The organism is Dolichospermum circinale AWQC131C (genome assembly GCF_000426905.1).
In the GTDB taxonomy this organism is placed as follows: Bacteria; Cyanobacteriota; Cyanobacteriia; order Cyanobacteriales; family Nostocaceae; genus Dolichospermum; species Dolichospermum circinale.
In genome coordinates this window covers 1-24,603 of the sequence record NZ_KE384596.1, presented here as the reverse complement: position 1 = coordinate 24,603, position 24,603 = coordinate 1, and the positions used below count along the sequence as shown (strand labels likewise).

Here is a 24,603-nt window from a genome sequence, read left to right as displayed (position 1 = left end):
CATTATAGTTACTATGCTTTGTTCCATGCTAACAAAAAATCAGGCTCTTTGTGAAAGTAAGAACCTGAGATCAGGAAAAGTTAAATTTTATAAAATTCTACAATCAACCGACATTAGAAACAGTGAAGGCCACAAAGATTACCCCCCCAACCAAAAGCGCCGCTGCAATTCCTAAAATAATATAATTACGCTTTTGCGCGTTTGTTGGCGGTTCGGCTTGATAAACCTTGGGTTCTTTGGGGAAGTTATTCAGACGGCCGCCTTCTTCCGTTGTATAGGGCATAAAGTTATTCCTTGTTATCATCTTTTAATTAATGTTACACAAATTTGACATTACTCTCATAAAAGTAGATAAATAGTTAAATAAGTTAAATGATGGAAAATTCCTGAGTATCAAAGGATTTTCGATATTTGACCCACTAATAGACATCTGGAGGCAAAGATCAAGATTGTCGGGACAATTCATAAATTTCCCTTACCAGGTTTTTATGTGTCAGACATTTAATTTTCACCAGATGTCTAATCTGACAGTAAAACTTTATTTAATTAGTTTACCGCAGGGATAAGTAGCCGTTTTTTCCTGACTAATCTCACTCACAGGCTGATCCTTAGCCGCTAAATAATCTTTTTGCAATGTATCTAATAAAGTTAGACGTTGATCATACAAGCGCTTCAGGGAACGAGGTGGAGATTGATTCAGGACATAAGCCGTCACTAAAGGTAAAGCGATCGTACTATCAGTATAACAAACAATAGCACTAGGTAATTCATCGGGATCAATTTTACCCCAACTCACAGCTTCAGCGGGAGTCGCCCCAGATAAACCACCAGTATCAGGACGTGCATCAGTAAACTGAACAAAGAAATCATGTCCCCGTTCTTCCAATCCTAACACCTCGTGTATTTGCGGTTGTGTTTGTAGTAAAAAGTTTTTAGGACTACCACCACCAATAATTACTGCCGCACTTGTGCCTTCATTTTCTCGCGCTCCATAAACAATCGCTGCGGTTTCATTGACATCAATAGCGGGATCTAATACCAATTTTGAACCTTCTAAAGCTAAGGCGGCGACATTCATACCGATAGAACTATCACCAGGAGAAGAAGTGTAAATAGGTACGCCACATTCATAGGCCGTCGCCAACAAACAGGAATTTTTCACCCCCAATTGCTGTTCTATTTCCCACACGCACTTACCGAGTAAATAATGAAATTCCGCCGTTCCCATACGCTTTTGAAAAGGTTCAGCTTGGAGAACTTTACGGATAAAAGCGTCGGTTTCTAGGAGTACATCGTAACCGAAAATAATGTCATAAATTCTGATTGTCCCTTCTTCCCGCAATTTGACATCATCTAAAAACGGACTACCAGCAAATAGTTCAAAGCCCAAACCATAATGCATATCATGGTAAAGATTCGCACCTGTGCAAATCATCCAGTCAATAAAACCATTGCGAATGAGGGGCGCAAGGGCGGAAACCCCAAAACCTGCGGGTGTCATAGCCCCAGACAGGCTAACGCCTACGGTGACACCTTCTTGAAACACTTCCTTAGTCAGCAGTTGACAGGCTTCCCGCAACCGGGCTGAGTTGTAGGCGGTAAAATAGGTATCAATCAAATCAACCACGCTAACATTGTTAGATATGGGGGTAGGTGCAATTTTCTTACCTTGTTTTTGTGACATTTTTGGGGAATCCTGAATACTAAATATGCCGAATATAATGTTATCGTATTTGTACGGAAGTTCCTAAAATGTTATTTAGCGATATGAGTTAGGGACAATCCTTAATGGTATACTGAAGGATTAATACAGTTTTGTATTTCTATTATTTGCTATGATTAAAGACAACTAACTTGTTATTAATTATGGCACAAGCTTTAGTGAGTCTCTCTGAAGGAATTGTATCTGAACCAGCACCATTGGAATGAACGCGATCGCTCTTTTTGGTTTACAATAAGATTATCCCAGAGGATTTAGTCAGAAACCGATGTCAACCCTCACAGATATTTCTACTTTAATTGTTAGCACACCAGATACTTGTGGTGGTCGTCCGCGAATTGCTGACACTCGCATTACTGTTCAGTATATTGTCAATGAAATTAAATCTGGTATGACCCCAGAAGAAATTATTGAAGATAAGCCTTATTTGACAATTGCAGGTATTTACACTGCGTTGGCTTATTATTATGCTAATAAGGAATCACTAGATATTGAATTTACTCAATATCAAGAAGAATGTCAGCGACTTGAAGCAGAATATAAAACAAATTATTCAGATCGTAGCTAACAGAATTTATGTGATTTCTAGTCTATCATAACTAATGAATTTGTCAAAACACAAAAATTATACTTCATGATCTTAGTCTTAACAGTTATTTATCAACAGGGTTTATGAAAAGCGACACACCAGAAGAATTAAATCCAGATCAAGAAATTTCCCGTTTAATTGATGAGGTAATATCATCATCGCAAACTGATGAAAAATACCGTCAAAAAATGCAGCGACGGAAAGAAATTCAAGACCAAAGAATAGCTAAAGCCATACCCGAAAAAGGCTTAATTATCGTCAATACTGGTCATGGAAAAGGTAAAACTACTGCGGCTTTGGGAATGGTTTTAAGATCCCTTGGTCATGGACATAAAGTAGCCATAGTTCAATTCATTAAAGGCTCGTGGGAACCAGCAGAAAAACGCGCTTTTAGTCATTGGGAAAACCAACTAGAATTTCATGCTATGGGGGAAGGCTTTACCTGGGAAACTCAAGATCGTGATCGAGATTTGGATAAAGCCGCTGCTGCTTGGGAAAAATCCCTAGAATTTATCAAAAATCCTGATTTTAAATTAGTGCTTTTAGATGAAATTAATATTGCTTTGAAAATGGGTTATTTACAAGTTGAAGAAATATTAGCAGGTTTAGCTCAAAAACCACCGGAAAAGCACGTAATTCTCACGGGAAGAGGCGCACCACCAGCATTAATTGAAAAGGCTGATTTAGTCACTGAAATGACATTAATTAAACATCCTTTTAAGGATCAAGGTGTGAAGGCGCAAGCAGGAATTGAGTATTAAGAATTAATACGGTAATTTGTATTGGTGATAGATATTTGATGATTATAAATAGAACATCTATTCTATCACCTATCTATCACCGATTTATTAATTATCTGAAACCATCGCTTCCCTGTTGACATATCTGTAAAATTTTTCTATCATTAGAACTTACAGAACTTAACTGATGATAGTCTTCTAAAGTTACTGAATAAGGATAAGTTGTCAACTCATTTTCATTAATTTTAGGGATTTTACTTGTTGTCGCTACCTCTATTTTTCCGACTTCCCCAGGTAAAGTTCTTACCATCATAGCTAATTTTCCTGACTTAGCCAAACTACCCTGAAAACAAGTAAATTCAGATTGGGGAAAATACAAAGCACCAATGATTTGATTTTGGCGTTTTTGAAAAACAATGTAACCCTCTTCTGATTTTCCATACAGATAAATACCATCTTCTTCTGGAAATTGGAGTTTTTCTTTTCTTCCTGATTTTATTGTATTTGTGGATAATTTTGTCGTATTTTTCGTCAGTTTATCAGGAGATAATTGATAGGAATTAGCAGAATTAGAAATTTGAGGTTGTTCGATCTTCTCCTGTTTTATTTCTCCAAGTTGTGATCTCACCGAATATCCAGAATTAATTTCATTTTGATGATTATGTGATATATAATTACTGGTAGACAAAGTTGCTGGTGATAGTAGTTTTTGATGTTGTTGACTAGAATAAACAATACCTAAAACACCAACGGAAATAATCAAGCCAGTCAGGGGAAATTTTAATTGGCTGGAAGTGATGATTTTGGAAATATGATTGGAAATATAATTAAGCATACAATTTCTCCTGTAACAAACTTAACCGTTGTTTTTTCGCTTCTTGAAATAATAACTAAATACTAATGATTAAAGATTCCCTCGAAAGTTTCATCTATATATTTTGACTTTAAATCATCAAAAAATCCCTATTTATAGAATTTTCGGGAATAATCAAAAGATAATCATTATTTAATGAATTTACGCTTATCTTCATTAATTCATCCACTGGGGGGATGTAAAATTGAGATTTGAGACTTTTTTACTTTGTCATTGTTATTGTTTGTTTTTCAGTGATCAATAATACACTTTATTTTTTTATGAGCATTTGAGAACAAATTATCCAAACATCTTGTTATCAAACCTTCTTCATTCCTGAACTTCTCGATACAGACAAGGACTAATTCCCAAATTTCCCACAATAAACTCAATACAAAAAAAATTACCCCCTGGGTTCAGGAGGCGTATATCCAATTGATATCATTTAAAACACCCTCGTGCGCGTTTATATTTCTAACTAGCAACGTATTCCTTAACATTAGCGCGGCGACGACGTAAATGTGCGAGAGCTTGATGCTCCAATTGACGCACTCGTTCCCGACTCAGGTTTAATCGTTCTCCAACTTTCGCTAAGGACATTTCATTTCCGTCTTCTAAACCAAAGCGCAAGGCTACTACTTGACGCTGTTGGGGTGTGAGTTCAGCCAGCAGGTTATTCAAGTCCTGACGGAGAAATTCTTGGGTGGTATAATACTCAGGGGAAGGACCATCATCTTCCAACATTTCTTGTAACTCAGTATCTTGGTTATCACCAACACGCACATCTAAAGAAACTGGTTGACGCGCCATATTCAGATATTCACGAATTTGAGCGGGTTCTAACTCCAATTCTTGAGCAATTTCGACTGGTGTGGGCGACCTTCCTAGCTTTTGCGCCAATTCCCGCTGAACTTTTTTAATTTTGTTCAATTTCTCGGTAATATGGATTGGTAAGCGGATAGTCCGACCTTGTTGGGCGATCGCCCTGGTAATTGCTTGACGAATCCACCAGTAAGCATAGGTTGAGAACTTATAACCTCGTGTAGGATCAAATTTTTCTACACCTCGTTCTAACCCCAAAGTCCCTTCCTGAATTAAATCCAGAAATTCCATATTTCGCTTTTGATATTTTTTCGCAATAGCTACAACCAAGCGCAAATTGGCTTCAATCATTTTTTGCTTGGCTCGTCTACCTTGTACCATGAGATGATTTAATTCTGTTTCTGAATGGTTAACATGGGCAGCCCATTCTGCTAAACTGGGTTCATGATCAATTTCCTTGCGTAAAGCTTCCTTAGCTTCTAGTATTACCATCATTTGCTGTACTTGCTTACCGTAAACAATTTCCTGTTCACGGCTTAACAAAGGTACACGGCCAATTTCCCGCAGATAGGTCCGCACCATATCAGCCGTAAATTTAGCATTGATATTTTCTGTATGATTTTTAACGGTAGACATTGTTGTTTTTATCCTCTACTTTTTAAACATAATCAATATTTTTTTCAACCAAGGTAATTCCGGTAATTTTTAAGCTGACAACCTCACAATCTGACAATATATTCTGACAATATATATTACTGCTGATGGCAAGTTACCATTATTCATTACATTGATCAAGATATTACCAGGGCGTTACTATTGCAAGTAAAATTACAGATATTCCCACCTCCCCTTAATTTTGGACTCTTAGCAAGACATTTGTTTGGTCAGTTTCAAAAATTCTTCTTTTTTTATCTAGTATTTGTCTGAAAAAACAGAATCACTATGTGTCTACTTTCGTATCATATTCCCACCAAGAGCGTCAATGATCAAGTTCCCAAATAGTCAATTTTGCAGTTACTTTAAGTGAAAATGTTGATGATAACTTTACCTTAACTTTCAAAAATTGTGTGGTCTATCCATGGTGACGCAAAAACTTCCCCTCAAGTTGCTTTCAAGTGGCCGGATAACCGAACTTGATTTATTTAGATTATGGAGGGATTTTATGAAGTTATGCGTTGTCCGGGGTCCGTTGTTAATTTAAAACTAAAAGCCTAAGTCTGCTTTAGCTAATTCAGCAGCAGTGAATACTTCTTCGTCTGACTTTTCTTCCCAAGCCACATCCCCAATTTCAGCGTAAAATGTGGTATCATAAGGACGGGTACGCACAACCACTGGCATAGGAACAGCATGACCTAAAATCAAAGCCTGTTGTTTAGAGTCTAACTTAGCTAAGACTGAACGTAAACCCCCCCCACCGGATACACCCGTAAAAATAGCATCAATATCTTTCTCATCATTGAGCAAAGCCGTAATGCGAGTACCTATCTGGGACATAACTTCATTATCTATCCCTGATGGACGTTGATCAACTACCAAAAGTGTGACAAAATACTTCCGCAGTTCTCTAGCAATAGTTCCAAAAATCGTACTTTGGACAACTCCTGGGTCAAGAAAGCGGTGTGCTTCCTCTATTGTAATCATTAATGGTGTCGGCCGATCTAAAGGATTTTTACTTTGGAGAAATTTATCAGCTTTTCTGACATAATGCTCATGTATCCGTCTAGTGATCATATTTGTCACTAACATATATGAAAGCATATTTGACTGGGAACCAAATTCAATAACTACGTTTTTTCCCGCTTCTAAAGATTGAACTATATTTTTAACGTAATTTTGTGGACAAGCACTACGCATATACTTTAAACTGTCTAAACGTAATAGTTTACGCTGTAATGACATAATTGAGCCTTTGTGTCCTCTTTTTTCTGCACAAAACATCTCAATATCTTCATTACTCATATTCAGCAATTGAATAATCCAAGATCTACCCAACTCGCTAAATAGAATATTAGCATTATCTAAAGCCGCTTCTGAGAGTCCTAACTCACGATTACATAATTTAATATCTTCAACTTCTACCTGTTCATAACTAAGGTAGAGTTCCTGAGCGTCCCTAACACCTCGGCGTTTAGTCGAGTCTGGATCAAGGGTGTAAACTTCCACTTTTCCGGGAAATAACTGTTTTAAACCCTTCACAGTATTAACGTTTTTCCCTTCTGCGACTGCTTCCCAACCATATTCCGAGTGCATATCAAAAATCAAATTAACAGCCGCATTTTTACGGATCACTCCAGCTAAAATTAAACGGGTGAGAAAAGATTTACCAGTACCAGATTTACCAAAAATACCATTACTCCGTTCCACAAAGCGATTCAAATCAATACAAATCGGCACATCCATATCTAATGGTTTACCGATAGAAAAGTTTTTACGTTGAGGATCATCTTCCCAACCAAACACCTTACGAAAGTCGTCTTCGGTTGCTTCGTAAACTTGGCTAAAGTGACTAGGAATAGTTTTAACAGGTAATAATTCCATCGTCGTACTGGTTTGGGGTTGAAAGGATGCTAAACCCGTAGAAGATGGTATAAAAGAATTAGGGGATTTACCATTGGTGGAAAAAACAGGTTCTTGAGATTCCGGGGTAAACATCAACATTGGTGCGAGGTTAATCATTCCATAAGTACCACTACCGGCTAATACCTCGCGCAAAAAACTATCTTCCCAATTGGGAGGACTAGCAACAATGCGGTCATTTGCAGTTCCTAAAGATACATCTGTTAGCAGACAGAAAAAACGAGAGCGTACCCCTTCTACCACGAGAAATTTACCTACCCGCATATCTTCTACGGAGATATCTGGGTGTAATCTGACTTCTAACCCTCCGGTCAGAGAACCTTCAATAACTGAACCTAATGGCTGTCCCCAATTCATGTTAATTTTATTACTTATCCGTTGTTAGTTGTGACTTGTTTGTTGTCAGGGAACAGGGAATAGGGGAAAAGATGATTACCAATTACCAATTCCTTACTTAATCAATGTTAATGTTTGTCGGTGCATTTCCCACCGGTGGTGTAATTCCTGGTAATGGTTTTCTAAATTGTGAGTAAATGCGATCGCGCCAGGCGAAAAATGCTTCATAATCGGGATTATCAGCTATACTAGACAATCCTTTCCCTCTCAGAGATACTGGTAAATCTAAGTAAGCACCTTCAGGAAACTTTAAAAGCATTGACAAACTAGCTACTGCTAAATCTGCTAAAGTTGGCTCATCACCTGTTAAATAGGGACTATCTGCCAATAATTGGGTAATAATTTCCAAATCTTGTTTTAAGCTAATAATAGCCGCATTTACCGCATCCGTTGTCAAACCCACCCCAAAACCTAGTACAGACAGAAAATCACCAGGAACACCTTCCACAAAATTTCTGAGAATATCTGGGGTTGAAACTGGTAACAAGGCTTTACGGAAATTTTGGTCTTGACTAATAGCTGCAAAAAGTGCCTTTCTGCCCTTCACACCCATTGACTCATCTGCCCAATCCTCCAATAATAAAGTCAAAGCCCGTTTTTTGGGTTCTGTTGGTATCAGCGGACTATCTGGGTATGTTAAGTCTAAATACTTAGCGATTTCCGTAGAATCGAAAATATATCTATTGCCATCTTTTAACACTGGTACTTGTTTTTGTCCAGTCAGTCTAAATAATTCCAGTTGTCCAATTCCCGGTGCAACTTCGATTTTGCGGTACTCTAACCCCTTATAATCAAGGATGAGACGGACTTTTTCGGAAAATTGAGATAGTTCCCACTGATATAGTTCTAGCATAGCGTATATTTTCCAACTCGTTTGGTTATCAACTTGATAATTATATCTGGAGTTTTGAGAATTTTTCCTATTAATTAATGTTTTTTTGCTTGATTTGCTGTCACTAAAGTTGAAAAATATTTATATTTTTCTGTGAACAGCTACCACTAATTATAGCATATCTTCTTGATTAATCAGATACTTTTTTGGAAAATACCCTACAATTGCAAATCCTTCAATTACAAATACAGGAATTACGCAACTGGCATAATACATCAGATATTAGTGAGAACTTTAGTCCTCTCTTTCTCATGCTATGGGGAATATAGACCAGGGCTAAAGCCCTGACTACAAACAAAATATTATAATTTTTTGTGACACCTGCGTAGGTCCTAAACAAGATTATTTTATATTTTCTAGTTGGCAAAATATTATAAGTCTTGATATAACTTGTAAGCAGTCAAGACAAAAAAAATTTATGAAGAGTAATTACGGCAAATTCGGCAAATTCAAATTATTAGCATTAGCGAAAATCATCGGTATCATGGGATTAACTGGCACTAGTCTTTTGATGACTATAGCATCTCAAGCACAAGAAGTGCGTAATACCAAACCAAGTATTTTCAACGAACCGCTCTATAATCGTGGTAAAAAACCAAGTGTTACCACACCTGTCACAACACCCACCCAGCCAGCAACGGAAATTCCCCCTGTTAAACCCACCCAGCCAGCAACAGAAATTCCCATTGTAAAACCCACCCCAACAACACCCATAACAGAAATCAAAGAAACCAGGAACTTAATAGTATTAGCAAACGCCAATGGCTCATTTAAAACCCTGATTAAAGCCTTAAAAGCAGCGGGACTCATTGACACTTTACAAGGAGATGGTCCTTTTACTATTTTTGCTCCTACAGATGCAGCATTTGCGAAACTACCACAAGATGCAGTACGAGATTTGTTAAAGCCAGAAAATAAACAAATCTTGCGACAGGTTTTAACCTATCACGTAGTATCCGGTAAGGTACTCTCCAGTGATTTGAAATCTGGAGACTTGAAGAGCTTACAAGGAGATCCTATTACTGTTAAAGTTAATAGTAATGGAGTAGAAGTAAATGACGCAAAGGTAACTAAAGCAGATATTCAAGGTAGCAACGGCGTTATTCATCAAATTGATAATTTGATTCTCCCTCCCAGTATATAAGTAGGTTGGCGTTAAAAATTGTCGTTATGACAAGGGAACAGTGAACAGGTTTTGGGTAACTTTATTTTTGGTTACTTATGTCGGTTTTTTCCGTTCACCTACTTAGATTTTTTGGTATTTAATTTGTTTGTGAAGATATCAAGGTGAAAATTCCCAATTTATCTAAAAAAGAGAGGATTTTACTGAACAGCAAAACCCAGTTTAAATATTAGTCCTATATATAATATTTAAACTGAGTTTTTTAAAACCTAGTGATCAGACTAACGAGTTTTAGCGGTAGACTTGACTTCCGATGTTTTGACTTCTTGAAGTAACTGCATGATTAATTGATCAAGCTTTTGCGCTACCTGTTCCTCTTGGTGTAGGTTTTGCTCTAACAATTCAACAACTTGGTTTTCTCCCATTTGTTCTGCCACTTTAATCAAACGACGATAACAAGACATTTCCATTTGTTCAATCTTACTATGCCATTCTGCCAGTCCTAAGTCTACAATTTTGGGATTATCTGCTGCTAAAAGTGTAAATTTCTGACATTCACTAATTAAACCAGACGCAACATCACAGGTAATTCTTTGTGGTTTTTCTCCTAAAATATTTAACACCTGTTCTAAGTTTTTAATGTGCTGTTCAGTTTCTTGAATATGTGGCTCAATTACCGTCTTTAACTTATTATTTTGACAACATTGCCACATCATTTGCTGGGCTTCTAAAAAGCGATTTTCCGCATCAAATACGGTGTTGATCTCATAGATAAACTTCTGTTGCAAATTGGTGATTTTATTTGTAATTGGACGCTCGCTAAGTTGAACCATGATTATTCTCCTAATGAGATGAAACTGCATTTAGCAGCACTTCTATTAACTTTACTTCTACTTTCATTTATTCTCTTCTCACTAAAGACACAGTATAGGTATGAAATATAATTTGGTTATTTAAATTATTTAAATCATCAGATCAGACTTGGGGAATAAGACTATAATTTGTGTGATTAATTTGACTATTATTCATCAAGTTTTGCAGATATTACCATTTTATACAATACAAACTAGACCGGAAAAATAAGTTTAATTACTTAAATTATCAAAATCACCAAAATCACGGTTTAGACTTCCCCAATTGCGTTAAAGTAAAGATAAATTAAGAAAATGCTGTCAAAGAAATGGCTGCTCTCAGTTTAGAATTAATTTCGACTCAGTTAGAAAGTCCCAATTTGCGCGATCGCATGATAGCTCTTGCTAGTTTACGTCATGTATCCGCTGATGATGCTGTACCTTTAATTAAAAAGGTTTTAGATGATGATTCCCTGCAAATGCGTTCCATGGCCATTTTTGCTCTAGGTATCAAAAAAACACCAGAGTGTTATTCTATCCTAGTAAAAATTCTGGAAACAGATCCAGATTATGGTATCCGTGCTGATGCGGCTGGAGCTTTAGGATATCTTGAAGATAATCGAGCCGTGGAAGCCTTATCACGGGCATTTTATGAAGATACAGATTGGCTAGTAAGGTTTAGTGCGGCTGTAGCTTTAGGTAATATTAAAGACCCCCGCGCCCATGATATTCTCATTCAAGCCTTAAACAGTCAAGAAATAGTAATTCAACAAGCTGCTATTTCTGCTTTGGGAGAAATCCGGGATATAGATTCGGTAACACATATTCTCCGTTTTGCTCAATCAGAAGATTGGTTAGTGCGTCAACGTCTCGCTGAAGCTTTAGGTAATTTACCCACACCCCAAAGTGTCTCTGCTTTAAAATATCTAGCAAAAGATAGTCATCACAACGTTGCTCAAGCGGCCAGAATTTCTCTGCAACAACTTGAGAAAACCAACAACCTGAGTTGAAATTAAAGTCTCTTCCTAGTTTTTAATAATAAAAGAGATTGTTAAAATTATGATGCAGGGCAGTTTTATTTATGAAGGTTGAAGAATTTTTTGAATTAAGTGCTGGAAAATGGTTTTCTCACCGCACCAGTCACCATTTAGCGTTTAAGCAGTCAGAAGATGGTAAATCAGACATCGTGATTGAGATGTTAGCCCCTGATCATCCTGAAGTGATTAAACTCTGTCAACAGTATGAAATTGAGCCGCATACAGCCACTTGTGGGGCCCGTGTCACCTGGAATGGGACAATGGAATGGGACGAGGAAAAACATGAGGGTTCGACGGTTTTAGCTACAGTTCCCAATGCAGATAACCCAAATGAAGGTAAATTACTGCGAGAAATGGGTTATGCGGAAAAAGCCCCCGTTGCTGGTAGCTATAAAATCGGTGATGATGGTGCTTTGACACTGATTACTGAGTATGAAACTATGTGGTCTGAAGAGAGACTATGGTTTGCTAGTCCTAATTTGCGGATGCGAGTAAGTGTATTAAAGCGGTTTGGTGGTTTTAGTATGGCTTCCTTTACATCTGAAATCCGTATGGGTAGTACGGATGCTTCTAAAAAAGCTACAGAAGCCGCTAATTCGCCAAAATCCTAAAATACAATATTGAGGATTGAGGCGGGTAATTGGTAATGGGTAATGGGTAATGGGTAATTGGTAATTGCCTTTTGCCTTTTGCTTTTTGCCTTTTGATACTTTAAGTTTGATTTTTGTTAAATCTGCAATAAATTAGCGAGAAATTGGGGTAATGGTAACACAATCAACAACAATAAAACCATTGACATTAATCCCATAAAGTCCCGTTTATTATCTAATTCAGTAACATCATTTAAAGCAGGTTCATCACTTAAAGGAATGAATAATAAAATAATTGCCCACAATAAAAATTCCTCTCTAAGGAGCGAAAGTATTAGTAATGATAATCTGGCAATTTGACCAATAATAACAGCAGTACGTTGTCCAAACATAGCATGAACAATGTGACCCCCATCTAATTGTCCAACGGGCATTAAATTTAAAGCTGTGACAATTAATCCTAAAAAACCTGCCACTGCAACTGGATGTAAATCAATAGCTGATTTTACAGTTAATTCACTTCCTAAAGCTAATTTGGAGAGTAAAGCTAATAAAATCGAATATTTAGGATCAAGTGCATTGGGGTTTAACATTCCGGTTCTTTCCGGTAAAGCTACTATTTCCGAATTAGCTAAACCCCAGAATAATAAAGGTACAGTTACAATAAATCCTGCTAAAGGTCCAGCAATACTCACATCAAATAAAGCCTTACGGTGAGGTATGGGACTTCGCATTGTGATAAAAGCGCCGAATGTTCCCAAGAAAAAAGGTACAGGAATAAAATAAGGTAATGTAGCGCGAATTTTATAGAATCTCGCTGTTAAATAATGTCCTAATTCATGAGTAGCTAAAATAGTCATTAAACCTAAAGCATAAGGTAAACCCTGAAAAAATAATGTGAAATCAGATTCTAGTTGTGCGACTTGAAAACCGGCAATTTTCAAACCGACAAAGGTGGTACTAACTAAGGTTGCTATTAATAATACCAATGCTAAACCAGGTTGAGTAATTTTTTCTGTATCTCGTTGGTTATTTTGTTTAGCAGCTTGAGAATTAGGAACTAAAACAAAAAATGGTTTATCATTTACTCCTTCTTGAAATATAACTAAAAAGCGATCGCCAAATTCTTTTTCAATATTAGCTTTAATTTCTTCGTAAGCTGCACTAGCCATAGTTCGCAAATGTCCTCGACAAATAATTGCTTGGGGACGATATTCGATTTTTTGGATAAAATATACAGACCAGGGAAAACAAGTTCGCAGTTGTGCTTCTTCTGCTAAGTCAATAGGACGAACTGGTGGTGTTTCTACTGTAGAATTACGGGAATTATTAGGAGAATTATTATTTGGTTGTTCTTGATTGTCTTGAGATTGATTTTCTCGATTTACAGGTAATTGTCTGCCCGAATTAAACAATACCCAATACAATAATAAACAAATCACTGAAACCGAAATAATTAGCCCAGAGGGAGGTGATTGTTTGACACCATATATCAGACTCCAAGCAGTAGATATAAATGCTGGTGTCATTAAAACTAGCCACAATAACCACACCGGGGTTCTTGTAGCCCGTGCGACACTGTACTGCATTAGTAAATAAGTTAATAACCCCAGAACGATAAAAAACCAAAATGTCATATTATTTACACTATAATTAGATAGAATACCTTACCTGTAATTTCTATTAAAGATTTTGATGCTTAGTTGAACAGCAAAAAGCTTATTTATTTCCTTTAACCGTCACTAATCTTACTGATAAATTCACTGTCAATGTCACAACACAAATAATTTAAAGACTAGACTGTTCTCCAGCGTCTTCTTATTTCATACTATCGTAAATTTGACAGTATTTGATCTTTGGGATTATTTTCTGGATTATTTTTGGCAGAGCATTTGTTTGCTAAACTCCCATCTAATTAGTTTGAACCAAAACTGAAAAAAATTACACAATAATATAATTTTCACGAAACATTGAATATTTTCCTTTATCAACATCCCTACACCTTTTCCCGTTACCCTGTCTCTAAAAAATTATTGACAAATTTCCCTAAGTGTGCTGGTAAAGTTGGGATAAGATATAGCTGCTGCTTCAGCACGATAAATAGTAGTTTTACCAGTAGCATTGAGGGCAGCTATACTTAAACTCATGGCAATACGATGATCTGTATGGCTATCTACTTCAGTACCTATTAAGGGAGTACCACCAGTAATTTCCATACCATCAGGTAACTCGGTAACTTTTGCACCCATTTTATTGAGTTGTTGTGCCATCACGGTAATGCGATCGCTCTCTTTAACTCGTAACTCCTCCGCATTTCTAATAATTGTTGTGCCTTGGGCAAAAACCGCTGCCACTGCTAAAATGGGAATTTCATCAATTAATCTGGGAATAATATCACCAGCAATGGTACAGCTTGTTAAACCACTGGAACGGACGCGGATATCAGCTACCGGTTCTCCTGCGACTTCCCGCTGATTTTCTAGTTGAATATCTGCCCCCATGAGTTCCAAGGCTTCTAAAATACCGGTGCGGGTGGGATTCACACCCACATTTTCCACTACCAGATTTGAACCAGGAACTATCGCACCAGCAACTAACCAAAAAGCCGCTGAACTTATATCACCAGGTACAATTACCGTTTGTCCGTAGAGTTTCGCCCCACCAGTGATAGTAACGCTATTGCTGTCTGGATCTATACTCAATTCCGCTCCATAAGCTCTTAACATCCGTTCACTGTGATCTCTTGATAAAGCCGGCTCTGTGACAGTGGTTTTTCCCTCAGTATTTAAACCAGCCAGGAGGATACAGGATTTCACTTGAGCCGAAGCAATGGGAGAATGATAATGAATCGGTTTTAGGGCTTGTCCTTGAATGGCTAGGGGTGCTAGAGTATTTCCTTTACGTCCCCAGATTTGCGCTCCCATTTGCTGTAGCGGTTTGACGACACGGGACATGGGACGCGATCGCAAAGAACTGTCGCCTGTGACTGTAAAAAATCGTCCTGGATGGGATGCTAATAACCCTAACATCAACCTCATGGTTGTTCCAGAGTTACCAGCATCTAAGACATCTATAGGTTCTTGGAAATTTCCCAAACCGATGCCTTTAACTGTGACTAATTCTGTATTTAATTCCGAAATTTCCGCACCTAAAGCCCGAAAACAGGCGGCTGTGCTGCGGGGATCTTCCCCTAAAAGTAGCCCTTGAATTTGAGTTTCACCCTCAGCGATCGCACCTAACATTAAAGCTCGATGGGAAATAGATTTATCTCCGGGAACACGGATACTTCCCTGGAGAGATAGGCCAGCTAAGGGTGGCTGAATAATTAAGTGATCAGAAGAGTTTGCTTGGGTTTCTAAAGTAATCACAACAGCCGACATCAGTATATAATAGCTTTAAAATAGATATAAAAGCTAAACAGTAACTTGATTAATTGTCACTATAGGCTTTCAATTTAGGATCTTACCGTCTTTTGGTAACTATTGTCGGCGTTCCATAATTGAATTATAGGAATTATGTTGCCTTTGAATTTTTGTCTCCAATTGCAGAAAGCAAAATTCCTTTATATGGTAGAATAGCTGACTGCTAATTGAAAAGATTTTGACCATGATAACTTGGTGTTCTCTATTAATACAACGGTGGGGTAGGATGACAAAGTTCCTATCCTTATTCTGTTTATGTCTACTATTGGTGATTAGTTGTACTCCTAAACAACAAACAAATACACCATCATCTAGTATTGTTAATACTCCTGGAGGTGATGGTCGGATCACCATAGGAACAACGGCAAAACCAAGAACTCTTGATCCTGCTGATGCGTATGAATTATCATCCTTGACTTTAATATTTAATATGAGCGATCGCTTATATAAGTATGAACCAGGTATTACAGAGATTAAACCAGAACTAGCCACAGCATTACCTAAAGTTAGTGCTGATGGTTTAACTTATACTATTCCTATTCGCAAAGGGGTAGTATTTCATGATGATACTCCCTTCAATGCCAAAGCAATGGAGTTTAGTATTCAACGTTTCATCGAAAATAAAGGTAAACCGTCTTTTTTATTATCTGATACCATAGCTACTGTGAAAGCCACAGGAGAATATGAATTAACAATTAAACTGAAAAAACCCTTTGCAGCTTTTCCTTCCTTGTTAGCATTTTCTGGAGTTTGTGCAGTTTCACCAAACTCCTATGAAATTGGACCTGGGAAATTTAAACCCAATACCTTTGTAGGGACTGGTGCTTATAAATTAGCTAACTATGGAACTGATTCTTTAAGATTTGATATCTTTGATAAATATTGGGGAACAAAACCCGAAAATAAAGGTGTAAATGTCCAAATTCAAACCAGTCCAGTTAACCTATTTAATGCTTTTAAAACAGGTGCGGTAGACGTAGCTTACCTATCCTTACAACCGGACCAAATTCAGAGCCTAGAAGCAAGTGCTAAAAAAGGAGATTGGCAAGCAATTACCGCTCAAGGTAGTGTAGTTAGTTATATGGTGTTAAATCGCAATCAAAAACCTTTAGATAAAATAGAAGTGAGAAAAGCGATCGCATCATTAATTGATCGACCATTATTAAATAATCGGGTATTATTTTCCCAAGCTGATCCCCTTTATAGCATGATTCCCACAACCTTCAACGTTTCCCAACCATTATTTAAAGACAAATATGGTGATGGTAACTTTGAACAAGCAAAAAAATCTTTAATTGCGGCGGGTTTCTCCAAAGAAAATCCTGCTAAAGTACAAGTTTGGTATCCTGCAAGTTCACCCACTCGTGGTTTAACAGCACAAACCCTAAAATCCTTGGCCGATACTAAAATGGATGGTATATTACAATTAGAAATTCAAAATGTAGAAGGCGCTACCTTCTTTAAAGAAATTTCCAAAGGTTCATATCCAGTCGCTTTACTTGATTGGTATCCAGACTTTTTAGATCCAGACAACTATGTACAGCCATTTTTAGCCTGTGAAAAAGGTTCAGTTGCTAAAGGTTGTGAAATCGGTGGTAGTCAATCTCAGGGTTCATTCTATTATAGTGAAACCATGAATAAACTCATAGATCAACAACGCCAAGAACAAAATCCCCAAGCCCGGAAAAAAATATTTTCTGACATTCAAACCCAAGTTTTAACTGATGTTCCTTATATACCCTTATGGCAAAATAAAGATTATGTATTTGCTCAAAAAGGCGTAAATAACGTTAAACTTGATCCCACCCAAAACCTGATTTATCAAACAATTAAAAAGTAGGGAATAGGTAAAACGGACTGAATAATTCAAAGTTTGTAGTAAGGAATTACTCCTTACTGCATTCCTTGTTAGAGACAGGTAACGAGGTTTTTGTGGATTTTTAGTTTTTAATTAATGAATTTTTAATTAATAAATATGTCCCGTTCCAAAGCATTACAATATTACATTGTTTCCCGGTTACTATTTGCGCCACTGCAATTATTAACTATTATTACCATCGTCTTTCTTTTATTAAGAGCTACACCAGGAGATCCTGCTGATGCAATTTTAGGAGGAAGAGCGCCAGAAAGCGCGAAAGAAGAACTAAGAAAACAACTTGGTTTAGACTTACCAATTTGGTTACAATATCTCAATTATTTAGGTAATTTACTTCACTTTGATTTAGGAACTTCCTTAACCAGTCGCGGCCAAAATGTTGGCGAAATCATCGGTCAATATTTTCCAGCTACCGTAGAATTAGCCTTTGCTAGTATGGCTGTAGCCTTAATTGTCGGCGTTTTAGTTGGTACTATTTCCGCTTCCCGTCCGGGAACTATTTTTGATGTTAGTGGGCGTTTATTTGGAATTATTACTTATGCACTACCCATGTTTTGGGCGGGTATGTTATTACAATTAATTTTCTCAGTTCAACTCGGTTGGTTTCCCAATTCTAATCGCTTTCCCCCTAACCTTCCCGCACCCACAAATATCACTGGTTTATATACAATTGATAGTTTATTAAGTGGGAATTTAAGTCAATTTTTCATATCTTTACATCATTTAGCCTTACCAAGTTTAACTTTAGGAATTTTACTCAGTGGAATTTTTGAGCGCATTGTCAGAGTTAATTTAAAACAAACATTAAAAGCTGATTATGTAGAAGCGGCTAGAGCGCGGGGAATCTCTGAAAATAAGATTTTAGTCTCCCACGCCTTAAAGAATGCCTTAATTCCTGTAATTACCGTTTTAGGATTAACATTTGCTTCCTTGTTAGGTGGGGCAATTTTAACAGAAGTAACCTTTTCCTGGCCTGGTTTAGCCAATCGTTTATATCAAGCTATTTCTGATCGGGATTATCCCACAGTTCAAGGTGTGTTAGTATTTTTTGGTGCAATTGTTGTCACTGCGAGTATTTTAATTGATATTCTCAATGCTTATGTAGATCCGAGAATTAGATATTAGAGGATGTTTTAAAGGTTTTGGGCGAATATAATATGGTTTCGCAAGGCCAAAAGCGAACACTACTACACAAGTAAAGTCCACCTACGTGGACTAATAAATGGGGGCGGTTTGTCGTCCTCTGGATTATTTTTTTACGAACCACTCTACGCACGAAGGACACGGAGTTAATGAACCACGAAGAAGCGAAGGAAGTTTAAGTTGACTGATGAAGTCAGAAAAGAATAGGTAAAAAAACATGAATATTCATTATATAATTAGTAAATTATTTATTTGAAGACCAATGGAACATAATCAGGATGACTCTGTTAAGGTTGATGAAATAGCCAAACTTTTAGCAAGAGTTAAACCCCTAGAAGTCTATCCCCACGAAGAAGTATTAGCAACAATTCTTATTCAGCAAGCTTTCGATAATGCAAAACTAACTTCTACTGCACCTGGACTATCACTAGCGGCTGCATTTGATTTAATTGTCGCTGCTGAATACTATGGAAAACTCGCTAATAAAGGATGGCTTTACTGTCCAAATGATAATTCTTCTCTTTTGATTTATCCATACACTAATGCTTGTCCAAGATGTATTTTACAGGGTAGGTTTTCTTTTCATCATGCAAATAAGCCTCCATCTGGAACAATTGGCAAAACAACAAGTCGGTTATTGTGTGTATTTTTAAAGCACTTATTTAAAATCAATTCTCAAGATTTACAAATTTATCATGGTATTGAACCTATTGATGTCATCATTTATGATGAAAAGGAGAATATAGTTTTACTTTCTGAAGTTAAGGCTGCTCCACTTACTACTTTACCGTTAGCAGTACCCGTTGAAATACAAACTGAATTGGGAGAGGACGGTGAATTATTATCTCGTTCACATTCATCTACAGATAATTCTTTTCTTACTTCGTCCAATTTACATATTATTCTTCCTAATTTGGAAGATCAGGTATATAAATATGAACTTATAAATTTAGGAATTAGAGGAAATAATAATTCCTCAGTATGGATCTATGAGCAAATGGGAGCAGCTTTTAATAAAGATAATCAACTGTTCTCTCGTTATTTCCAGTTTTGGAGTATTGCTTATTCTGCATATAATAAAGCTGCTAGGGGTAAGGGAAATTTACCCGAATCTGTCTATTGGTTAACTAATGCTTGCGGACAACCTATTCCTAGACCTGTAAATTGGCCTCAAAGAAAAAGTGGTGAAGGGTACGAATCTATTTCTGATACTAAATCTAGTGTGGGGATGGATAGAACTGATGATATTAAAAAAGGAATTTATCAAGTTTTAAAAATTGCTGCTTCGGAAAAGCCAAAGCATAGTAAAATAACAGTGAAAACTACTCTGCTCTCTAATATTCATGCTGTACGTCACTATAATGATTATTTGCTTGAACTTCAAGATATTGTATGGACAATAGATGAAACAAGACAAGCAAAAATAGTCGCTGATTTACCACCAGAAAAAGAAATTTTTAATCTCTTTGATGGTGTAATAACCTTTACAGAAAGTCATATAAGAGATGAATGGATTAAGCAAAAATTTAGATTTTAATATTTCCTTACAAGTGATTTCAAATCATATTGCTAGGCGAGTAGGGGAGGATGTCCAAAAAAGAATTAATGCTCTGAAAATAGGGCAAAAAATGCAAGATTTACCTGAAGAACTTTGGCACGAAAGTTTTAAATTCTATGTAAAACATGATCCTAACCGACAAGGTGGACCAAATTTAAGGATGATTCGTCTTGATCCTGAAAACCCTTCATTAACGGTTACAGGTTATATTTTTAATAAGTTTGTTCATCCCTATGAAGATAGATTTATTACTGTACGTGAAGCGGCTCGTTTACAAGGATTACCTGATGATTTACAGTTGCAGGGAACTTTAACAAGTAGTCAGCTTCAGGTTGGTAATGCTGTTCCAGTTCCACTTGCTAAAGCTGTATTTCAACAATTAGTTAAACAAGCTAATTTATTAGGATTTGAAAATCGTTCTCTGAAAGCACTGAGTTTATTTAGTGGTGCTGGAGGTATGGATATTGGTGCTGATTTAACACAGGGTATAGAAACTAAAGTAGCCGTTGATAATTGGGGTGATGCTTGTGCAACTTTAAAGGGTTATTTTGGCGAACACATTCAAGTGATAGAAAAAGATATTTCTACTATTCAAGACCCGTTAAGCTTCTGGCAAAATGTTTCTGGTGAAATTAATAAACCTGATATTATATTTGGTGGACCACCTTGTCAGACGTTTAGTCAAGCTGGTAAACAAAGAGGTTTGCAAGATAAAAGGGGTGGGATGATTTATGAGTTTTTCAGGTTTATTGAATGTTTACACCCTGCTTTTTTCGTAATGGAAAATGTTTCTAATTTGAAGGGTTTAGGAGGTGGAAAGCTATACCAAGAAATTTGGATAAATATGATTAATTTAGGTTATAATGTTTCGTCTGGTGTTCTTTTAGCGGCTGATTTTGGGACTCCTCAATTAAGAAAGAGATTGTTTTTTATTGGTTGTCGAAAAGATATTGGTATTATTGATTTACCCTTACCTACTCATAGTCCTAAATTTGAATTATTTGGATTATTACCGTATTTAACGGTAAAAGAAGCATTTGCTAATTTACCAGATGCAGAATTTAGTGGTTGTAAATGAATATTTTTGACTTCGCGCAAAGATTTTCAAGGAAGAACTCAAAAAATCTAAACTGTAAATAAATAAAGCGGGTGGCGGGAATCGAACCCGCATTATTAGCTTGGAAGGCTAAAGTTTTACCACTAAACTACACCCGCAAATTTCTAACTCTATCACTATAACATGGATTTTTTAAAAGCGCAAGCATTTATTGGGAATTTATTGGCTCAATTTTCAGTTGGAGACGAATATATAAATTGCTCAGGTCTGGTTTTGATCCATCTTGATTATAACCAGCAATAAACCTCTCTTGTGCAAATATCTGATTAATTGCTTGCTCGTAAATGCTTCTTTCCCCAGAAAGTACCTCCGGTTCAATGGTGATAATTTCTGCTTGTTTAAAGTATCCATTACTATCAATTATTAAACTAATTAGTATATTTGCTGATTTAATAATTTCGTCGCCAGGAAGTGAACTAAGCTCTAATTCCTTTTCTGTACTTCCTTTGTATTCAGGAAGAACATCTGGTAAACCATCTGCTCGGATTTGTTTTTCTTGTATTAATTCATTTACTTCTTCTTTCAGTACAGGAGTAATAGTAGCGATCGCTCCTCCTTGATTTACTGTTGGGGAGGGTTCTGAGTTAGAATTTAAAGGAGGTTCTACTGCGGGAGTTGGGGAACTAGCGGGAATGTCTGAGGGTAGAACAGTTTCCTTACCTAGTATAACTTCTTGACGACGATGCCAAGGCAGTTCCCGTTCTGGAATTATTGGTGTTGTTTCTGGTGTTGCATTGGTAGGATATGATTGTTGTCTAATTAGTGGTTTTATCACTTCGGGTTTTATCACTTCGGGTTTTATCACTTCCGGTTTTAGCACTTCCGGTTTTAGCACTTCCGGTTTTAGCACTTCCGGTTTTATCACTTCCGGTTTTAGCACTTCCGGTTTTATCACTTCGGGTTTTATCACTTCCGGTTTTTGATTTTTATGCTGTTGTGGTAAATTATCACTAGGATTTATCTCACTATGATCCTGATTGCTGTCTGTAATGGCTGATGATTTTGGTGAAAGTGAAAAAGAAGACTGTTGTTTAACCTTTGGAGTAGTTGATTTTGGTTTAATTATAGATTTTTGTTCAGAAGAAATCTCCAGGAAGTCAATAGGGACAGAACTTTGATGAGACTGGGGAAACCAAGCTGGAAACTCATCAGTAGAACGTATTAACCAAAATACTAACAGATGAATAGACACAGAAGCAATAGATACAACAATCCACAACCAAGCTGGATCAGTATGTCGTCTAAAATTTTCAGATTTATTTGAATAGTTATCTATAACCGTTGGTATCATTTTAATTTAAAGTTAGATATAATTAAAATAGCATTTAAGTATAGCTGACAACAGTTTACAGATAAATCAAATTAATCCCTAACTAGCTTTGAAATCCTGGTTTTTTCACCCTCCCCACCCCCAATTAAGCTCAAAAACTGGTAATCTATCTGTTGGACTACTTCAAATTCGTGTAGCTACACCTGATGATGTGATGAGTATCGCCCAAATTGTCGCTGAAAGTTTTCACTCCCAAAAGGGTTTATGGGGTTGGGCTTTTCCTTTATTTCGTTTGGGCGTTTACGAGGATTTAAGGTATCGTCTCCAGTTTCCCACGCATCATCATGTTTGTTTGGTTGCTGTTGATACTACCACTAAAGATCATGAAATCATGGGAACTATAGAAATGGGTGTGAGAACCAGTAATTCTTGGTATGGTATCAGCAAATGTTTTCCTTACTTGTCTAATTTAGCAGTTCACCCTAATTACCGGAGATTGGGTGTGGCTTCTAGCTTGCTAATTCACTGTGAGCAAATTTCCCAAGAATGGGGATTTCAAGACTTATATCTCCATGTTTTGGAAAATAATCATCAAGCTCGTCAGCTTTATTGTAAGTTAGCATATCGGGTGTATAAAGTCGAATCTCTTTGGAACGCGCTTTTACTTAATCGCTCACGGGAGATATTGCTACATAAACATCTACATCTACGATAAAGCTGCTTGTATACGTTCTATTGTGCGATTGTTCTCTGCGGTTGTACCAATGGTGATTCTTAACCCGTTGGGTAGAAGTCTGATTAATGTACCTTGACTTCTAAGCTTTTGGTTGAGATTCGTTAAAATGTGATCTTCTGCGTCCTGATAGCCAGGTTTAACACGCAAGTAAATAAAGTTAGCTCTGCTGGGTGTAATTTCTAGGATTGAGTGTGCTGATAAGGCTGTAATTAGTTTGGTTCTTTCATTCAGGGTTTGGGGAATTAACTGTAATAAAAGTTGCCGATTTTCCAAAGCCATGAGAGCGGAAGCAATGGAAAAACTAGGAAGATTGTAAGGAAGACGGACTTTTTCTAAAATAGCGATCGCTTGTGGATGTGCGATACAATACCCTACACGCATAGCTGCGAGACGGAAAGCTTTGGAAAAAGTACGTAATATTATCCAGTTAGGATGTTGTAATAATTCTGCTGCTAGAGTAGTTTGACTAAATTCAAAGTAAGCTTCGTCAATGACTACTAAAATCTCTTCTGGTAAACTTTTCAACCATGTTATTTCCGCTGCTGTTAAGCAATTAGCTGTAGGGGAATTGGGGTGGACAACAAAAACGACGCGAATGGGGGGATTTTGGGTTTGTATAATTGCAGATTTTGCAGCTTCTAAATCAGTTTCAAAATTGTGTTGATTTCTCCCAATTGTCACCACAGAAATTCCCAAAGTTTGGGCTAAAATTGCATACATTGAGAAAGTGGGATTAGCGACTAAAATAGAACCTTCTCCTCCTAAACAAGTCGCAATTAATAGGGATCTAATTAATTCATCAGAACCATTACCAACGGAGATATTAGCAGCAGTGAAAGTTGAATTTGACAGATTTGCTGATTCATTAACATATTCAGCTATAGCATTTTTCAGAGATTCATGACCACCATCAGGATAACGATTAGTTTCGATAATTTGTTGATAAATAAAAGCTAATTTCTCTTTGATTTCTGGTGGTAGATCCAAAGGACTTTCATTAGTATCTAATCTATCAAATTGGATATTAACTGGTTCAGTGCTATCACTTCCGGGGTGAGGTTTGTAAGCATTAAGTTGGGATAAATCAGAGCGAATAAATTTGAGATTTTGCATTGGTAATAGTAAAAAGGTTTTAATTAACTTTTATTGTTGATAATAGCTGACAAAATAGAGAAATTTCTTGCCAGATTTCTTGACTAACATTCCCTAAAGCGTGATCACTATTGAACTGCTATATAAAACCTAGACAAAACTAGACTTTACTTTCTACTTCAACGGGAGCATGGGAGCA

Annotated in this window: 21 protein-coding genes and 1 tRNA gene; 10 read left to right on the top strand and 12 right to left on the bottom strand. The window is 36.8% G+C overall.

The genetic code is table 11. From position 1 onward, the window contains the following. Positions 1-103 precede the first annotated feature (103 nt). Together psb34 and ACIR131C_RS0105015 are read right to left on the bottom strand one after the other, a co-directional pair. Positions 104-283: a photosystem II assembly protein Psb34 gene (gene psb34, locus ACIR131C_RS0105020; protein WP_028085198.1), complete on the bottom strand. Its 180-nt coding sequence runs from the start codon at positions 281-283 to the stop codon at positions 104-106. 255 nt (positions 284-538) lie between these two features. Next, positions 539-1,684 carry a homospermidine biosynthesis protein gene (locus ACIR131C_RS0105015; protein WP_028089313.1) on the bottom strand — a complete coding sequence of 382 codons (1,146 nt, stop codon included), beginning with the start codon at positions 1,682-1,684 and terminating at the stop codon, positions 539-541. Positions 1,685-1,988: 304 nt separating this feature from the next. Between ACIR131C_RS0105015 and ACIR131C_RS0105010 the strand changes: the two genes are divergently transcribed. Both ACIR131C_RS0105010 and cobO read left to right on the top strand, forming a co-directional pair. Further along, positions 1,989-2,288, top strand: coding sequence for a DUF433 domain-containing protein (locus ACIR131C_RS0105010; protein WP_028089312.1), 300 nt, complete (start codon positions 1,989-1,991; stop codon positions 2,286-2,288). Positions 2,289-2,392: 104 nt separating this feature from the next. After that, the gene (gene cobO / locus ACIR131C_RS0105005) at positions 2,393-3,070 is read left to right on the top strand and encodes a cob(I)yrinic acid a,c-diamide adenosyltransferase (RefSeq protein ID WP_028089311.1); all 678 of its coding nucleotides are present in this window, start codon (positions 2,393-2,395) and stop codon (positions 3,068-3,070) included. A 91-nt stretch (positions 3,071-3,161) separates the two neighbouring features. Here cobO and ACIR131C_RS0105000 read toward each other — a convergent pair whose 3' ends face one another. From ACIR131C_RS0105000 to ACIR131C_RS0104985, 4 genes are all read right to left on the bottom strand, one after another. Then, entirely contained in the window at positions 3,162-3,884 is a 723-nt protein-coding gene (locus tag ACIR131C_RS0105000) for a hypothetical protein (protein ID WP_231395391.1), read from the bottom strand. A 492-nt stretch (positions 3,885-4,376) separates the two neighbouring features. Beyond that, positions 4,377-5,360, bottom strand: coding sequence for an RNA polymerase sigma factor, RpoD/SigA family (locus tag ACIR131C_RS0104995; RefSeq protein WP_028089309.1), 984 nt, complete (start codon positions 5,358-5,360; stop codon positions 4,377-4,379). Positions 5,361-5,927: 567 nt separating this feature from the next. Further along, positions 5,928-7,658, bottom strand: a complete 1,731-nt coding sequence (locus ACIR131C_RS0104990; protein WP_028089308.1) for a helicase HerA domain-containing protein — start codon at positions 7,656-7,658, stop codon at positions 5,928-5,930. 97 nt (positions 7,659-7,755) lie between these two features. Beyond that, positions 7,756-8,550, bottom strand: coding sequence for a glutathione S-transferase family protein (locus ACIR131C_RS0104985; protein ID WP_028089307.1), 795 nt, complete (start codon positions 8,548-8,550; stop codon positions 7,756-7,758). 457 nt (positions 8,551-9,007) lie between these two features. Between ACIR131C_RS0104985 and ACIR131C_RS0104980 the strand changes: the two genes are divergently transcribed. Beyond that, complete coding sequence (locus ACIR131C_RS0104980) at positions 9,008-9,733, top strand: fasciclin domain-containing protein (RefSeq protein ID WP_028089306.1); 726 nt, start codon at positions 9,008-9,010, stop codon at positions 9,731-9,733. A 260-nt stretch (positions 9,734-9,993) separates the two neighbouring features. Here ACIR131C_RS0104980 and ACIR131C_RS0104975 read toward each other — a convergent pair whose 3' ends face one another. Then, entirely contained in the window at positions 9,994-10,545 is a 552-nt protein-coding gene (locus ACIR131C_RS0104975) for a YciE/YciF ferroxidase family protein (protein ID WP_028089305.1), read from the bottom strand. 347 nt (positions 10,546-10,892) lie between these two features. Between ACIR131C_RS0104975 and ACIR131C_RS0104970 the strand changes: the two genes are divergently transcribed. Continuing rightward, on the top strand, positions 10,893-11,573 hold the full coding sequence (locus ACIR131C_RS0104970; RefSeq protein ID WP_028085187.1) for a HEAT repeat domain-containing protein: 681 nt from the start codon (positions 10,893-10,895) through the stop codon (positions 11,571-11,573). 71 nt (positions 11,574-11,644) lie between these two features. Beyond that, a complete protein-coding gene (locus tag ACIR131C_RS0104965) occupies positions 11,645-12,211 on the top strand; it encodes a phycobiliprotein lyase (protein ID WP_028085186.1) in 567 nt (188 codons plus the stop codon). A gap of 116 nt (positions 12,212-12,327) precedes the next feature. Here ACIR131C_RS0104965 and ACIR131C_RS0104960 read toward each other — a convergent pair whose 3' ends face one another. Together ACIR131C_RS0104960 and aroA are read right to left on the bottom strand one after the other, a co-directional pair. Continuing rightward, on the bottom strand, positions 12,328-13,827 hold the full coding sequence (locus tag ACIR131C_RS0104960; RefSeq protein WP_028089304.1) for a site-2 protease family protein: 1,500 nt from the start codon (positions 13,825-13,827) through the stop codon (positions 12,328-12,330). A gap of 393 nt (positions 13,828-14,220) precedes the next feature. Next, a complete protein-coding gene (gene aroA, locus ACIR131C_RS0104955) occupies positions 14,221-15,570 on the bottom strand; it encodes a 3-phosphoshikimate 1-carboxyvinyltransferase (RefSeq protein ID WP_028089303.1) in 1,350 nt (449 codons plus the stop codon). 268 nt (positions 15,571-15,838) lie between these two features. Here aroA and ACIR131C_RS0104950 point away from each other — a divergent pair, with 268 nt between their 5' ends. The 4 genes from ACIR131C_RS0104950 (at position 15,839) to ACIR131C_RS0104935 (ending at position 21,267) form a co-directional block, all read left to right on the top strand. Beyond that, positions 15,839-17,452, top strand: coding sequence for an ABC transporter substrate-binding protein (locus ACIR131C_RS0104950; protein WP_071604930.1), 1,614 nt, complete (start codon positions 15,839-15,841; stop codon positions 17,450-17,452). Positions 17,453-17,587: 135 nt separating this feature from the next. Then, positions 17,588-18,613 carry an ABC transporter permease gene (locus ACIR131C_RS0104945; RefSeq protein ID WP_028089301.1) on the top strand — a complete coding sequence of 342 codons (1,026 nt, stop codon included), beginning with the start codon at positions 17,588-17,590 and terminating at the stop codon, positions 18,611-18,613. Between the two features lie 280 nt (positions 18,614-18,893). Continuing rightward, the gene (locus ACIR131C_RS0104940; protein WP_028089300.1) at positions 18,894-20,168 is read left to right on the top strand and encodes a hypothetical protein; all 1,275 of its coding nucleotides are present in this window, start codon (positions 18,894-18,896) and stop codon (positions 20,166-20,168) included. Then, positions 20,137-21,267, top strand: a complete 1,131-nt coding sequence (locus ACIR131C_RS0104935; RefSeq protein WP_028089299.1) for a DNA (cytosine-5-)-methyltransferase — start codon at positions 20,137-20,139, stop codon at positions 21,265-21,267. Before ACIR131C_RS0104940 ends, ACIR131C_RS0104935 begins: the two co-directional genes overlap by 32 nt. A gap of 66 nt (positions 21,268-21,333) precedes the next feature. Here the strand turns inward: ACIR131C_RS0104935 and ACIR131C_RS0104930 are convergent. Then, positions 21,334-21,404, bottom strand: a tRNA-Gly gene (locus ACIR131C_RS0104930). A gap of 50 nt (positions 21,405-21,454) precedes the next feature. Next, positions 21,455-22,597 (bottom strand): hypothetical protein, encoded by a 1,143-nt coding sequence (locus tag ACIR131C_RS0104925; RefSeq protein ID WP_028089298.1) that lies wholly within the window; start codon positions 22,595-22,597, stop codon positions 21,455-21,457. A gap of 88 nt (positions 22,598-22,685) precedes the next feature. Here ACIR131C_RS0104925 and ACIR131C_RS0104920 point away from each other — a divergent pair, with 88 nt between their 5' ends. After that, positions 22,686-23,291: a GNAT family N-acetyltransferase gene (locus tag ACIR131C_RS0104920; RefSeq protein WP_028089297.1), complete on the top strand. Its 606-nt coding sequence runs from the start codon at positions 22,686-22,688 to the stop codon at positions 23,289-23,291. Here the strand turns inward: ACIR131C_RS0104920 and ACIR131C_RS0104915 are convergent. Then, on the bottom strand, positions 23,283-24,425 hold the full coding sequence (locus ACIR131C_RS0104915; protein ID WP_035371528.1) for a histidinol-phosphate transaminase: 1,143 nt from the start codon (positions 24,423-24,425) through the stop codon (positions 23,283-23,285). The genes ACIR131C_RS0104920 and ACIR131C_RS0104915 overlap by 9 nt on opposite strands. Positions 24,426-24,603 lie beyond the last annotated feature (178 nt).

Excerpts from the sequence above, each read along its gene's own strand:
- ACIR131C_RS0104970 (WP_028085187.1), top strand. The coding sequence starts at position 10,893 with ATGGCTGCTCTCAGTTTAGAATTAATTTCGACTCAGTTAGAAAGTCCC.
- ACIR131C_RS0104990 (WP_028089308.1), bottom strand. The coding sequence starts at position 7,658 with ATGAATTGGGGACAGCCATTAGGTTCAGTTATTGAAGGTTCTCTGACC.
- ACIR131C_RS0105015 (WP_028089313.1), bottom strand. The coding sequence starts at position 1,684 with ATGTCACAAAAACAAGGTAAGAAAATTGCACCTACCCCCATATCTAAC.
- ACIR131C_RS0104995 (WP_028089309.1), bottom strand. The coding sequence starts at position 5,360 with ATGTCTACCGTTAAAAATCATACAGAAAATATCAATGCTAAATTTACG.
- ACIR131C_RS0104960 (WP_028089304.1), bottom strand. The coding sequence starts at position 13,827 with ATGACATTTTGGTTTTTTATCGTTCTGGGGTTATTAACTTATTTACTA.
- ACIR131C_RS0104980 (WP_028089306.1), top strand. The coding sequence starts at position 9,008 with ATGAAGAGTAATTACGGCAAATTCGGCAAATTCAAATTATTAGCATTA.
- ACIR131C_RS0104925 (WP_028089298.1), bottom strand. The coding sequence starts at position 22,597 with ATGATACCAACGGTTATAGATAACTATTCAAATAAATCTGAAAATTTT.
- ACIR131C_RS0104945 (WP_028089301.1), top strand. The coding sequence starts at position 17,588 with ATGTCCCGTTCCAAAGCATTACAATATTACATTGTTTCCCGGTTACTA.
- ACIR131C_RS0104935 (WP_028089299.1), top strand. The coding sequence starts at position 20,137 with ATGAATGGATTAAGCAAAAATTTAGATTTTAATATTTCCTTACAAGTG.
- ACIR131C_RS0104950 (WP_071604930.1), top strand. The coding sequence starts at position 15,839 with ATGACAAAGTTCCTATCCTTATTCTGTTTATGTCTACTATTGGTGATT.
- cobO (WP_028089311.1), top strand. The coding sequence starts at position 2,393 with ATGAAAAGCGACACACCAGAAGAATTAAATCCAGATCAAGAAATTTCC.
- ACIR131C_RS0104965 (WP_028085186.1), top strand. The coding sequence starts at position 11,645 with ATGAAGGTTGAAGAATTTTTTGAATTAAGTGCTGGAAAATGGTTTTCT.
- ACIR131C_RS0104975 (WP_028089305.1), bottom strand. The coding sequence starts at position 10,545 with ATGGTTCAACTTAGCGAGCGTCCAATTACAAATAAAATCACCAATTTG.
- ACIR131C_RS0105000 (WP_231395391.1), bottom strand. The coding sequence starts at position 3,884 with ATGCTTAATTATATTTCCAATCATATTTCCAAAATCATCACTTCCAGC.
- ACIR131C_RS0105010 (WP_028089312.1), top strand. The coding sequence starts at position 1,989 with ATGTCAACCCTCACAGATATTTCTACTTTAATTGTTAGCACACCAGAT.
- ACIR131C_RS0104915 (WP_035371528.1), bottom strand. The coding sequence starts at position 24,425 with ATGCAAAATCTCAAATTTATTCGCTCTGATTTATCCCAACTTAATGCT.
- ACIR131C_RS0104940 (WP_028089300.1), top strand. The coding sequence starts at position 18,894 with ATGGAACATAATCAGGATGACTCTGTTAAGGTTGATGAAATAGCCAAA.
- ACIR131C_RS0104985 (WP_028089307.1), bottom strand. The coding sequence starts at position 8,550 with ATGCTAGAACTATATCAGTGGGAACTATCTCAATTTTCCGAAAAAGTC.
- aroA (WP_028089303.1), bottom strand. The coding sequence starts at position 15,570 with ATGTCGGCTGTTGTGATTACTTTAGAAACCCAAGCAAACTCTTCTGAT.
- psb34 (WP_028085198.1), bottom strand. The coding sequence starts at position 283 with ATGCCCTATACAACGGAAGAAGGCGGCCGTCTGAATAACTTCCCCAAA.